A 12,389-nucleotide genomic window follows, 5' to 3' on the forward strand; every position below is an offset into this window, starting at 1 on the left:
TGACTCGCGGCGTGTCGGGGAGAGAGCCACACCACCCTGCGCCGGCGACCCGCTATTCGATCTCGACGGAGTCCTCGCCGGACGGGGAGACGATCCGGAACAGCAAGGCGGCCGCCTCGAACAAGGCCCAAGAGCGCGTGTCGATCTCGGCCTCCCGCGCGGCGAGTGCGTCCGAAACGTCACCACCTCGAAAGGTTCGCAGAGCAGACAGCAGGTCGCGCAGCGCCGGAATGCGATATCCGGCGAGCCGGAGCTGATGCGCGATCCGCGCATCGCGCACATCCTCCGGCGCGTACAGCCGCGCACCGCGGGCCCGCGCCCGGCCGGGCACCACCACCCCTTCCGCATCCCAGTGCCGCAATGTCGACGGCCGCACACCGAGCGCGCTCGCCAGTTCGGACACCGTCATGAAGTCGGCGGGCTTCGCATCCCCGATCGGTTCCTCCGCGATCGCTTCGGCTGCTCGCTTCGCCAGCCGCAGTTCCCGGCGCTGCGCATCGAGGCGGGCGTGCGCGGCATCCAGCAGCATGGGCAACCGCTGCCCGGAATGTGCCTCGCGCAGAACAACTCTCGCCTGCGATGGCCCGATGGCCGCCGCCAGCAACCGATACGCGCGGGCCGACAGCACATGCACCGCACGGTATGTGCGATACCCGGACGGACCACGCTCGGCCGCGGGCAGCACGCCGTCCCGTTCGAGGTTGCGCACCTGCTGAACGGAACAGCCGGCTCGCCGCGCCACATCCACGGTCCGCAGAACAGCGGTTTTGCGACTTGCCACTAGCCGAGCTGCCCTTCTCGTAGATGAAGTCTCCACAAGCACATGAATGAAACGCTAGAGCCATGGAGATCAACGAGATCATCGAATTCATCGAAAAGCTCGGCGGCGTGCTGACGCTGACCCCCCGGCCGGGCGACGACACCCCCGACATCAGCTGGGGCGACACCTTCTTCTACTACGCCCCGACGGCGTAGTACCCCGCACCCAGCCCTTCGCCACCATCGTCACCAAGAACTATCCGGACGACGAGTCATCCCGCCTGAACCGTCCGAACACGTTTCGCCTCAACATCTTCGCGGGCAAAGAGGCGTTCACCGAGGTGACCGGCCACACCCCGCGCGACCACGCCGCGAATCCGGCCGACCCGAGCATCCCCGACACCTTGTTCCCCCACCCCGTCTACGGCGCCCAGGGCTGGCTCGCCGTAGTGAACCCGGGCCCGCGCACCGCCACCACGATCACCGACCTCCTCCAGCGCGCCCACCACATCGCCCGCACCCGATACGAACGCCGAGAATCACACGCGGACAACTGATGTCGTCCTGGACGCGGCCGACGCGGCACCAGATTCGATAACCTCAGCCGATGACCGGCCCGAAAAAGTTCGCCGAATCCCGATCACTCGTGTTGGCCCGCCCGTTCCTCAGTAAGACGGTCGCCCTCACCATCGACCGCCCGTACGGAAGCACTCACCCGACCTGCGGGTTCCGGTATACGACGAACTACGGGTTCGTCCCGGGCACACTCGCGCCCGACGGCAAGGAACTCGACGCCTACTTCCTGGGGCCAACCGTCCCGCTCTCCACTGCTAAGGGAACCTGTATCGCTATCGTCCACCGGCTCTTCGATGACGACGACAAGCTGGTCGTAATCCCCAGCGACAGCCAAGTTCTCCACGATGACGCGATCGCTGCTGCCGTCGAGTTCCAGGAGGAAATCGGCTGCTACGTCATCGTCCGACCGTGACCGCTACTTCCCCAACCACTCCAACGCGGCCACGACCAGTGCCTCCGTCCCGGTCCGCAGGGTGGGCTCGATGACGGGGGCGAAGGACGGCGAGTGGTTCACCGGGATGTCCTGGGCTATCCGTCCCGCCTTCGCCGCTGCCTGGAACGTCTCCGGGTCGATGCCGCCCACTCCCCAATAGGTGTACGGCACGCCGAGGGCGTTCGGGATATCGCTGAAATCCTCACTGGCGCTCTGCCGGGGCAGTTCGACGGCGCGGTCACCGAAGTGGGTGGTGAACGCCGCCGCGACCCGGCGGGTGGTCGCGGCGTCGTTGTCGGTCACCGGGAATCGGTCGAACAATTCGAATTCCGGGTCCTTCGGGGAGTTCGAGGCCTGGCATTCGGCGGTGACGATCCGGCGGATCGCGTCGAGGATCGTGGTGCGGGTCGATTCGTTGTAGGTGCGCACATTCAGTTGCAGCACGGCGTGGTCGGAGATGACGTTGCTCTTGGTTCCGGCGGTGATGCTGCCGACGGTCAGCACCGCGGTCTCGGTCGGCGCCACCTCCCGCGAGACCACCATCTGCAGCCTCAGCACGATCATCGACGCGAGCACCACCGGGTCGACGGTCACCTGCGGCATCGACCCGTGCCCGCCGCGCCCGTAGACGGTGATCCGCATACTGTCGGCGGCCGCCAGCATCGGCCCGCTGCCCGTTCCGACGATCCCGGCCGGTGCGGGCAGGACATGCTGGCCCAGGGCGACGTCGACCTTCGGCAGCAGCTCGGCCAGTCCGTCCTCGACCATCCCGCGCGCCCCGTCGCCGACCTCCTCGGCGGGCTGGAACAGTGCGACGAGCGTGCCCTGCCAGTGGTCGGTGTGTTCGGAGAGCACTTGCGCCGCGCCGAGCAGGCAGGTCACGTGCACGTCGTGGCCGCAGGCGTGCATCACCGGAACCTCGTGACCGCCGGCGTCGGTGGTGGAAACCGAACTGGCATAGGGCAATCCGGTCGCCTCCCGCACGGGCAGGGCGTCGATATCGGCGCGCAGCAGCACCCCGGAGCCGTCCCCGTTCCGCAGGATCCCGACCACCCCGGTTCCGCCGACGCCCTCGCGCACCTCGTACCCCCACGACCGCAACTTCTCGGCGATCAGTCCGGCGGTGCGGTGCTCCTGATGCGACAGTTCCGGATTCGCGTGCAGGTCGCGGTAGAACTCGTCCTGCCACCCACCGATTCCGTCCAACCCGTCCAATACCGCTGCTTCCTGCGCCGTCGAGGCCATTACCTCTCCTTTCGCCGTCCGTAACGCAACCGCTCCGGCCAACTCATCTGCTCCGGCAACATCCATCCCCGCCACCGCGCCAACAGGCACAGGCCCGCTCCGACCACCGTCGCCGCGATCGAACCCGCCGTCACATGCCCGGAATACCAGATGATCACCAGTGTCGCACTGGCCAGCAGCGCACACGTGGCATACAGCGTGTTACCCCCGAAAATGGTCGGCACCCGCCCCACGGCGAGATCGCGAACCACTCCGCCCCCGACCGCCGTCGTCGTCCCCAGCAACACCGCCGGCAACCACCCGAGCCCGACTTCGAGCGTCTTCTGCGCACCGACCGCCGCCCAGCAGCCCAGCGCCAGCGAGTCCACCCAGGGAAACAGCCGGTCCCACAACCGGCCCTCGAATCGGAACGCGAAGGCGATCAGCGCCCCGATCAGGGCGGTCAGCAGGTAGGTGTAGTCGACCAGCGCCACCGGTGTCCCTCGCTGCAGCAGCGTGTCGCGGATGATGCCGCCGCCCAATCCCGACGCGGTGGCGAGGACGGCGAATCCGATCGGGTCGAACCGGAACGTGCGCGCCACCGCCCCGCCGAGCATCGCGTTGGCGAACACGCCGGTCAGATCCAGCGCGCGCAGCAATTCGGGGACGGTATCCGACACTGCCGCCATCGACCCCGTTCCTTCCGCGATATCCACCGCATCCGCTATCGGCACGGTACCCGCCGGTCAGCGAATCGCCCGGGAACCGGCGGGCCGTCGTCGCCCGACCGGCTCCGGCACCCTCACTCGAGAACAGCGTGAATCCTTTCCCGTCCGCGATCGCTCTCATATCCGTGCGGGCAACGGGCCCGCGGAACCGAAGGAGTCGACATGGTTGTCGCCGTCATCGCCGTGGTGGTCGCGGCCGTACTACTGTGCAGCTGCATGCTGGTCCTGCGACGGAGGCGTACCCGTGGCTGAGTGCACGAGATCGGCGTGGCCCGAGGAACATCTGGTCGCGGCGGCCCGCGACGGCGACGAGTCCGCCATCGCCGCACTGGTTTCCGGTTCCTATCCCCACGTCCAGCGCTTCGCCCATTCCTTGTGCGCGACCAGTCAGGACGCCGAGGACGCCGCGCAGGAGGCGATGCTGGTCCTGTTCCGCAAGATCGGCACGCTGCGGGCGGCAAGCGCGCTGGCCTCGTGGATGTTCCGCATCGTGCGCAACGAGTGCTTGCGGCGGATACGCACCGCCACGCGCCGGGAACCGGACGCGGAGATCGCTGCGGCGTCGGCGGAAGACGACGTGCTGGCCCGGCTGGAAATCGAGCGGGTCGCCGCGGCGATCGCCGCCCTGCCCGCCGATCAACGTCGGGTCCTCATCATGCGTGATGTGCAAGGCCTGCCGGGCAGCATGGTCGCCCGCACGCTCGGATTGAGCACGGCGGCAATGAAATCCAGGCTGCATCGAGCGCGGGCCGCTGTTCGCGCCGAACTCGGGATGCCGGATCGAGGGCTGCGGCCATGAAGGACGTCGCCGGACAGCAGAGGACGTTCGCCAGCCGCTCGGTCCCGGTCCACCTGGCACGCGGGGTGCTCGGGTTCGGGCTGATCGTGGCCTCGCTCGCGTTGATTCCCGCCGCGGGGCCGGCCGCCCTGCTCCTGCTGCCGGCCGGTGTGGTCGCGCTGCGCGGTTGTCCTACCTGCTGGCTGATCGGCCTGGCACAGACGGTGTCGCGCGGCAGAATCGAACGACAGTGCACGCAAGGACAGTGCCGGGTGCGCGTGTAACCGCTACGCACCCTTCCCCATCTCTGGCCGGTCTCGCCGGATTGACAGCCGTCGGCACGCGGATTCAAGATCGACCGACAGCTGTAGAAGTACTCGCCGAGGGACGCAAAAACTGTTGCGCCCCTTGGCGAATCTTTCGAGTATGGGTTTCGGTGAATGGTTGAGGTAGTAACAGCGCGGCCGGAAACCTCCGGCCCGCCACGGGAGAACCTGCGGCAACGCCGCGGGCGATCATGGTGGGGTGCGGCGGCCGCGGTGGCGAGCGGCGTGCTGTTACTGGTGTGGCAGGCGGTGCAGTACGGCATCTGGCTGGTCGACGACGCCGGAATCACGTTCGCCTACGCGCGCAGTGTGGCCGAGGGGGCGGGGCCGGTGCTGCAACCCGGGGCGCAACCGGTGGAAGGATTTTCCGATCCCACCTGGCTCGCGGTGCTGGTGCTGGGTAAATGGTGCGGCCTGTTCGACTCCGGCTCCCTGTTCGGCATTCCCGATTTCGTCTTCTATCCCAAGGCGATCGCGGCACTGTGCTGCGCCGGGATCCTGCTCTGCTGTTACGTCGCCGCGCGGCGGGTGTCGCGATGGCCGGCGGTGGTGACCTTCGTCACCGGCGCCGTGCTCGGCGCGATTCCGTCGTTCGTGATCTGGTGTTTCTCCGGCCTGGAGAACTCACTGTTCGCCTTGGCGGCATGTGCTCTCGCCGTCCGCCTGTTCCTGGCGGTGCTGGATGAGCGATTGTGGACACCCACGGTGGCCGTAACCGCCGGCGCGATAGCGGCGTTCGCGGCGTTGACCCGCCCCGACGGCCTGATCTACCTCGCCGCGTACCCTCTGGTTTCGGTGATCCTCGTTCGTCGCGGCACCTGGCCCGTCGCCGTGCGTCACGTGGTGTATTCCGTTGTGGCGTTCGCGATTCCGTTCGGGGCGTATCTGGTGTGGCGGATCACCGAGTTCGGCCGGCTCGTCGCGAATACGGCGGTCGCCAAGAATCAGGCGATGCCGACCGTGCACGACCTGACCAGGGCCGGCGACCTGGTGCAGTATGCGGGCGCACCCGCCGTGGTCGCCGCCGTCGGCGTGGTCGGATTCGCCCTGGCCGGCCCGGGCAGAATCCGTCACGGCCTGGTCGCCCTGCTCGTTCCGCTGACGCTGGCGATTACGGGCTACTGTGTGCTGCAACCGGATTGGATGGGTCAGTTCCGGTTCGCCACTCCGGTGTGGGCGCTCGCCGCGCTCGTCGTCGCGCTCTCGGCGACGCAGGTGCTGGCCCGGCTGCGTACCCGGGGCCGGGCACTGGTCGCGCTGACACTGGTCGCCGCCATGATCCCCTCCGGCGTGGCCCTGGCGGATGCCGCGCGATCCTATCGGGCCGATTCGGATATCCCGTTGTGCTGGATAGCGTTTCGCTTCGGGCGCTACGTCAACGGCTACGCCGACATCCTCGACCTGCAGCAGGGCACACTGCTGGCCCCCGACATGGGCGGGAGCGCGCTGACCTCCCGGCTCCGGCTGATCGATATGGCCGGACTCGCCGACGCGCGGATCGCGGACATCTACGCGGGCAAGGCCGATATCGGCCTGTCCGACTACGTCTTCGAGGACCTGAAGCCCACCTTCGTCCACACTCACGGCGTCTGGATGCAGAACGGACTCACCGTCGATCCGCGCATGGACCGCGACTACTACCGGATCCAGCAGTCGCAGAACACCGCCAGCCCGGACGAGGACTGGGTCCGCAAGGACGTGGTGCGCGGCGACAGACAACTCGGGCAGCTGCGCCGGTATTCGAGCGAGGTCCTGCCGCATCTGTTGTCCGACTACCAGAAGACCGGTGACTGCGGGACGGTGCTGCGACCGGGGCAGACGGTGGAGCGCCGGCGAGAGGGGGACGCGCCCTAGCGCGACGGACGTCGCTTCCCGCCCCGAATCCGACAAACCGTTACGGTTGTCCTGTGACCGGCACGTGGACCGCACTCAACCCGACGAGTGGGTCCTCCCTGCTGGCCAATTTCGGCGCGCTGGCCGTCCTGGTCGGCACCTTCGCCGAATCCGGCCTGCTGGTCGTGGGGTTCTTCCTTCCGGGCGACACCCTGATCTTCCCCGCCGGCATCCTGTGCGCGGGCGACTCCCATTCCGGGCCCCATCTCATCCTGTGGCAGGTATTGCTCTGCGCCGCAATAGGTTCGATCGTGGGCGCGCAGGCGGGGTACACATTCGGCAAGCACGGCGGCCGAGCCGTTCTCCAGCGCACGTCGAACTCCCGCCTGCACACCGTCGTGGCCCGCGGCGAACGCTGGCTCGACCGGTACGGCGCGCGCCGGGCGATCGTGATCGGCCGATTCGTGCCGATGGTCAGGACGGTCATCAGCCCGGTGGCCGGTGTGCTCGACGTGCCCACCCGCACATTCACGCTGTGGCAGATCGTCGGCGCGATCGTGTGGTCGCAGAGTCTGGTCCTGCTGGGTTACTGGCTCGGGGCGTCGGTGCCGAATGTCGACAAGTATCTGCTGCCGGCGGTCGCGGTCATCGTCGTGGTGTCGATGCTGCCGCTGCTGGGGCAACTGCGCAGACGCGCATGAGGTCACTCCGGCGTAGCGCCCCGCCGCGGGCGCGGCCCGATCTGATCGAGCAGATCGTTGACCTCGTCGCCGAAACCGTTGCCGACCGGCTTCGGCGTCTTGTTGGGGAACCGGCGCGTCACATGCTCCTCGGCCGCGGATCCCGGTAGCACATAGACGGTTTCCGATTTGTTCTGCAACGGACGCACCACCTCGTCCAGATGCGTTTTCCGGTCGTCGAGGAAGGCGCCGATCACATCCTCACCGGCCGGGCATACGGCCATGCAGTAGCCGGCCTTGTAGTTGGGTTTGAACGACAGGCTCTGCCACATCGAGAACGACTCGCCCCTGGTCACGCGCTCGCGGTAGTCGTCGCGGCCGTCGCTGTCGGCGACGGTTTCGGCCCAGTCGGTGAAGCCGCCCATGAACTCTCGATAGTTGTGGGTGTAGCAGGCTTGGAAATCGAAACCACCGTCGTTGGTGATCGCGCCGACCGGGCACGCGGAGACGCACAGCTTGCATTCCAGACACGGAGTGAAGTCCAGTGCCGTGCTCGGCTCGTCGACGACGGCGTCGGTCACCACGGTGCCGAGCAGAATGAAGTTGCCGAACTTCGGATGAATCACATTGCGGTGAATTCCCATGACGCCCAGGCCCGCAGCCTCGGCCACCACCTTGTGCGCGAGCACCCATATCCGTCCCGGGAACTGTTCGACCTCCATCGGATAGCCGGGCGCCGGGTAGACCGCGCGATAGCCGGCCTCCTCGAGGGCCCGGGTGATGCGCCGCGACACCACGTTCGTCTCGTCGTCGGCATGGTTGAACTCGGCATTGGCGAGGCTGCGCATCGGACTGCGCAGATTGTCGCGGTTCATCCGGATGCAGAACGCCACGAAGGTGCGCGCCGACGGGAGGATCCCGCGCGCGTGCTCGCGCTCCTCCGCGACCTTCGGGTCCTCGACGGACACGAATCCCACGTCGTCGGCACCGGCGGCGAGGCAGATCTCGCGCAGCCGCGCCGCGGTCAGCACCGGATCGGGCGCCCTCCGCGCCTGGGCGGCAAGGTTTTTCACGGTCGGATGCTCCGCGTAGCGCCCGGCCTCGGTCGGCTCCCGGTCAGTTGACGACATCGCGCCCTCCTATCTCCACGAGACGTACGGCCTCGAAGAGATAGACGAATCCGGTCGCGGGAATTCATCGCCGGTATCCCCGCCGGCGGCAGACGTTATCGAAACGCAACCGAAGTCCGGACGTCGAAGACACTTGCACAGCAACGGCTTCGACATTTCACCCCACGTGGCGCCGGACCGCGTCGATGAGCCACGCTTCGTAGCGTTCCATACTCCACCCGCCCTGCAGAACGAGCTGCTGATGACTTTCGGGCGACCAGAGGAACGACAGCTCGTCGGCCGCCGTCTCGGGATCAATGCCGTCTCGCGCTATTCCGCGTTCGAGCAACATGCCGATCACGTTGCGGTAGTCCTGTTTACGGCGCGTCAGCAGTCCGGCCAGCGCTTCGGCGACGGCGGTATCGGCGTTCGCGGCGCTCAGGAACTCGGTCCACAGCACGCTGGTGCGAGCGTTGGCCGCGGCGACGAACCGGGCGGCCGATCGCAGGAAACCCTCCTGGTCGGCAATCGCGTTGACCTCTGCCGCGGCATCCCCGTCCGAGACCGGCGCCTCCCCCTCCTCACCCGCGAACGCCTGCTCGAAGGCGCCCAGCAGGAGATTGCGTTTGGGGCCGTTGGCCTTCACGGTCTCGGTCGACACCCCGGCGCGCGACCCGATATCGGACAGCGACGTGCCGCTGTAGCCGCGCTCCACGAAGCAGGCGGCCGCGGCATCGAGCACACGGCGGCGGGTCGCCGCGGCCTGTTCGCTGCGCAGGGCGGATCGGTAGGTCCGTGTCGCGGTCTTGTCGCTCATCTCAATTCCTAATTGACTACCCCGTCGAGGTAGTGAATACTTCATCGGTGTCACCAATCTTACTTCGCTTCACACTCGGGAAGACTGCCCATGACCTCCGTTCTCCTGACCGCCACACCCGTGCGCAGCCACGTCACGCCTCTGCTGTCCGTCGCGGAGGCACTCGTCGCCGCGGGTGACCACGTACGGTTCCTCACCGGCGCCCGTTTCCGCGAGGACGTCCTGGCCACCGGCGCCGAATTCCTGCCCCTTCCGCCCGAGGCCGACTACGACGATCGCGATATCGACGCGGCCTTCCCCGGCCGTCGCGGGCTGTCGGGCCCCGCCGGCATTCGCTACGACATGATCGAGATCTTCCTCCGCCCGGTGCCCGCTCAGCTGCGAGCGGTCCGCGAGGCCCTCGCCGCCGAGCCCACGGATGCCGTCCTCGCCGAGTCGATGTTCGCCGCCGCCGCGGTGTTCAGCGGTATTCCGCGCGCGCAACGGCCACTGCTGGTCAATCTGGGGATTCTGCCGCTCGCGCTGAAGCATCCGGACGTCGCGCCGTTCGGTCTCGGGATCGCACCGATGCGCGGACCGCTGGGGCGCCTGCGCAACGCGGTGCTCACCCTCGGCGCGGAGAAGGGGGTGTTCGCTCCCGTCCAGCGCTTCGCGAACGAGATCGCGCGCGCCGAGACCGGGCGCGCACTGCCGCGCTTCTTTCTCGACTGGCCGGCCGGAGCCGACCACATCGTGCAGTTCACCGTTCCCGAATTCGAGTACGTGCGTCGCGGCCTGCCCGACACCGTGCATTTCGTCGGGCCGGTGGCCCGGTCGCGGCCGTCGGCGATTCCGGTGCCCGAGTGGTGGGACGATCTCGCCGGCCGCCGCGTGGTCCACGTGACCCAGGGCACGGTCGCCACCGGCGAATGGAATCTGATCGAACCCACGGCGCGCGCACTCGCCCACGACGACGTCGTCGTCGTGGTCAGCACCGGCGGGCGACCGGTCGACACACTGCCGAACGACCTGCCCGCCAATGTGCGCGTGGCCGAATTCCTTCCCTACGACCGTTTACTGCCGCAGACCGACGTCTTCGTCACCAACGGGGGCTACGGCGGCGTGCACTACGCGCTCGAACACGGCGTGCCGATCGTGGTCGCGGGCCGCACCGAGGACAAGACGGAGGTCAGTGCGCGGGTGGCCTGGTCCGGAGTCGGCATCGACCTGCGCACCGACAATCCCACGCCGGACAAGGTCGCCGGCGCGGTCCGCACCGCGCTGACCGACGAGCGTTATCGCTTGCGCGCCGGGGAGATCGGCGAATCGATCCGTCGATCGCCCGGTCCCGAGGCCGTGCACGGCATCATCGCCGACGCGGTGCGGTCCGCCGGCCGGCAGCGCGCATAGAGCTGGTACCGCAGATCTCACGTTGCCCATAGGGGCCAGTTCTCTTCCACCACATCATCTTTCCCTTCATCCGACCTGCGCTTTCCGCAGGCCGGACGATCCGTCGCGCCCATTTTCGGGCCGCGACGGCAAACCCGACCAGGAGAAACCATGACCCTCCCGCACGAAGCCCTCCGCCGCGCGAACAGCAGACCCGGCGTCATCGGTCATCGAAAAGACGATGCGCCAGGGCACTTTCGCACCCTCGATGACCTCGCCGCGACCCTGTCCGGCGCCCTGATTCGACCCACGGATGCCGAATGGGATCAGGCCCGCTCCGCATGGCAATTGCTGGCCGATCAACGACCGATCGCCGTGGTGACCGCGGCGACCACCGAGGATGTGGCACTCACCGTCCGCGCCGCCGCCGCACTCGGACTGCGCGTCGCACCGCAATCCACCGGGCACAACGCCACCCCGCTGGGCGATCTCGCACGCACGATCCTGCTGCGCACCGGCGCACTCGACCGGGTCCGGATCGACGCCGACGCGCGCATCGCGCACGTCGACGCCGGCGCCCGCTGTGCCGATCTCACGGCCGCCGCGGCATCCGCGGGCCTCGTACCGATCGGCGGATTCTCCGCGGATGTCGGCGTGGTCGGCCTCGTGCTGGGCGGCGGCCTCGGCTGGTTCGCGCGCTCACACGGCCCCGCGCGAGCCTCGGTACTCGCGCTCGAACTCGTGACCGGCGACGGCGTGATCCGCCGCGTCCGCACCGGCGACGACCTGTTCGATTCGGCCCTGGCCGGCGCCGATATCGCCGTGATCACCGCGCTCACACTGCGGCTGCACGCCATCGATGATGTGGTCGCCGGCGCCCTGTTCTGGCCGGTCGAATCGACCCGCGACATCTTCCACGCCTGGACGACATGGACCGCGACGATGCCGGAGACCGTAACCTCCGTGGTACGAGTACTGCGCTTCCCCGACACGCCCGACGTCGCGCCGATATTCGCCGGACGGGCCTTCGCGATCATCGAGGCCGTCATCCAAGCCGACGCGGCGACGGCACACGATCTGCTCGCTCCGTTGCGTGAATTATCGCCTCTTGTCGACACATTCGAGGTCGTCGCACCGACCGCGCTCGCCGGTCTGCATATGGATCCGCCGGTTCCGGTCCCGGCGCTCGGGTGCGGCGCGCTGCTCCGGACGCTCCCCGCGCAGGTGGTGGACGCGATCGTCACCGCGGTGACCGCCGGGCCCGCCGACACACTCACCTCGGTCGAACTGCGCCACCTCGGCGGCGCCCTCGACCGCATCGACGCGAGCCCGACCCTCGGATCCGCAGCATTGTTGTTCGCCGTCGCCGTGGTCCCCGTCCCGGCCGCGGCCGAAGCGGCCGCCGCCGGGTTCCAGGCGCTGACGGCTGCCGTCGCCACCGTCCGATCGGATCGTGACCTCGGCAGCTTCACCGAAAGCGCCACGGACCCGGAGTGCTTGTTCGGCTCCGACCTGCCGCGATGGGTCGCCGCGAAGGACCGCTGGGACGCCACGGATGTCATTCACGCGAATCATTCCGTGCGAAACCGGCTCGGGGACTGAATATTTCCCGTTCAATTGAACAGCCGCTTCCTCGGCTGCCGGAGGGGTGCAGCCGGGGAATTGGGCGGCCGGCCGCGGGTGCCGGTTCGGTCGGCGTCGACGCGACAGCGCGCCCGGCACCGTCCGCTGTATCGCCCTTGTCGGAGCGGCCGGCCA

The 12,389-nt window shown here is 68.2% G+C and carries 14 protein-coding genes; 9 read left to right on the forward strand and 5 right to left on the reverse strand.

The features are described from left to right. Positions 1 to 52 precede the first annotated feature (52 nt). On the reverse strand, positions 53 to 823 hold the full coding sequence (locus NMI01S_RS19575) for a MerR family transcriptional regulator (RefSeq protein ID WP_369689922.1): 771 nt from the start codon (positions 821 to 823) through the stop codon (positions 53 to 55). A gap of 20 nt (positions 824 to 843) precedes the next feature. Here NMI01S_RS19575 and NMI01S_RS36555 point away from each other — a divergent pair, with 20 nt between their 5' ends. The 3 genes from NMI01S_RS36555 to NMI01S_RS19585 are packed head-to-tail and all read left to right on the forward strand — an operon-like array spanning position 844 to position 1,747. Further along, the gene (locus NMI01S_RS36555) at positions 844 to 975 is read left to right on the forward strand and encodes a DUF6194 family protein (RefSeq protein ID WP_439956282.1); all 132 of its coding nucleotides are present in this window, start codon (positions 844 to 846) and stop codon (positions 973 to 975) included. Continuing rightward, positions 936 to 1,316 carry a DUF6194 family protein gene (locus tag NMI01S_RS19580; RefSeq protein ID WP_439956288.1) on the forward strand — a complete coding sequence of 127 codons (381 nt, stop codon included), beginning with the start codon at positions 936 to 938 and terminating at the stop codon, positions 1,314 to 1,316. Before NMI01S_RS36555 ends, NMI01S_RS19580 begins: the two co-directional genes overlap by 40 nt. Before the next feature lie 50 nt (positions 1,317 to 1,366). Continuing rightward, positions 1,367 to 1,747, forward strand: coding sequence for an inorganic diphosphatase (locus NMI01S_RS19585; RefSeq protein WP_062999190.1), 381 nt, complete (start codon positions 1,367 to 1,369; stop codon positions 1,745 to 1,747). A gap of 3 nt (positions 1,748 to 1,750) precedes the next feature. Here NMI01S_RS19585 and NMI01S_RS19590 read toward each other — a convergent pair whose 3' ends face one another. Both NMI01S_RS19590 and NMI01S_RS19595 read right to left on the reverse strand, forming a co-directional pair. Further along, on the reverse strand, positions 1,751 to 3,013 hold the full coding sequence (locus NMI01S_RS19590; protein WP_062999192.1) for an amidohydrolase: 1,263 nt from the start codon (positions 3,011 to 3,013) through the stop codon (positions 1,751 to 1,753). Continuing rightward, a complete protein-coding gene (locus NMI01S_RS19595; protein WP_062999868.1) occupies positions 3,013 to 3,681 on the reverse strand; it encodes a trimeric intracellular cation channel family protein in 669 nt (222 codons plus the stop codon). The genes NMI01S_RS19590 and NMI01S_RS19595 overlap by 1 nt, the downstream gene beginning before the upstream one ends. Before the next feature lie 283 nt (positions 3,682 to 3,964). On the opposite strand from NMI01S_RS19595, the gene NMI01S_RS19600 reads away from it, so the two are divergent. The 4 genes from NMI01S_RS19600 (at position 3,965) to NMI01S_RS19615 (ending at position 7,358) form a co-directional block, all read left to right on the forward strand. Beyond that, on the forward strand, positions 3,965 to 4,519 hold the full coding sequence (locus tag NMI01S_RS19600) for an RNA polymerase sigma factor (protein WP_062999194.1): 555 nt from the start codon (positions 3,965 to 3,967) through the stop codon (positions 4,517 to 4,519). After that, the gene (locus tag NMI01S_RS19605; protein ID WP_062999196.1) at positions 4,516 to 4,782 is read left to right on the forward strand and encodes a hypothetical protein; all 267 of its coding nucleotides are present in this window, start codon (positions 4,516 to 4,518) and stop codon (positions 4,780 to 4,782) included. The genes NMI01S_RS19600 and NMI01S_RS19605 overlap by 4 nt, the downstream gene beginning before the upstream one ends. A 156-nt stretch (positions 4,783 to 4,938) precedes the next feature. Next, the gene (locus NMI01S_RS19610) at positions 4,939 to 6,678 is read left to right on the forward strand and encodes a hypothetical protein (protein WP_245716936.1); all 1,740 of its coding nucleotides are present in this window, start codon (positions 4,939 to 4,941) and stop codon (positions 6,676 to 6,678) included. Between the two features lie 53 nt (positions 6,679 to 6,731). Next, complete coding sequence (locus NMI01S_RS19615) at positions 6,732 to 7,358, forward strand: DedA family protein (protein ID WP_062999200.1); 627 nt, start codon at positions 6,732 to 6,734, stop codon at positions 7,356 to 7,358. A gap of 2 nt (positions 7,359 to 7,360) precedes the next feature. Here the strand turns inward: NMI01S_RS19615 and NMI01S_RS19620 are convergent, their stop codons facing one another. Both NMI01S_RS19620 and NMI01S_RS19625 read right to left on the reverse strand, forming a co-directional pair. Next, complete coding sequence (locus tag NMI01S_RS19620; RefSeq protein ID WP_063920791.1) at positions 7,361 to 8,467, reverse strand: 4Fe-4S binding protein; 1,107 nt, start codon at positions 8,465 to 8,467, stop codon at positions 7,361 to 7,363. A gap of 157 nt (positions 8,468 to 8,624) precedes the next feature. Next, positions 8,625 to 9,263 carry a TetR/AcrR family transcriptional regulator gene (locus NMI01S_RS19625; protein WP_062999202.1) on the reverse strand — a complete coding sequence of 213 codons (639 nt, stop codon included), beginning with the start codon at positions 9,261 to 9,263 and terminating at the stop codon, positions 8,625 to 8,627. Between the two features lie 90 nt (positions 9,264 to 9,353). Here NMI01S_RS19625 and NMI01S_RS19630 point away from each other — a divergent pair, with 90 nt between their 5' ends. Next, entirely contained in the window at positions 9,354 to 10,652 is a 1,299-nt protein-coding gene (locus NMI01S_RS19630) for a glycosyltransferase (protein WP_062999204.1), read from the forward strand. Between the two features lie 150 nt (positions 10,653 to 10,802). Beyond that, positions 10,803 to 12,233: an FAD-binding oxidoreductase gene (locus NMI01S_RS19635; RefSeq protein WP_062999206.1), complete on the forward strand. Its 1,431-nt coding sequence runs from the start codon at positions 10,803 to 10,805 to the stop codon at positions 12,231 to 12,233. Positions 12,234 to 12,389 lie beyond the last annotated feature (156 nt).

The organism is Nocardia mikamii NBRC 108933 (assembly GCF_001613505.1).
GTDB lineage: Bacteria > Actinomycetota > Actinomycetes > Mycobacteriales > Mycobacteriaceae > Nocardia > Nocardia mikamii.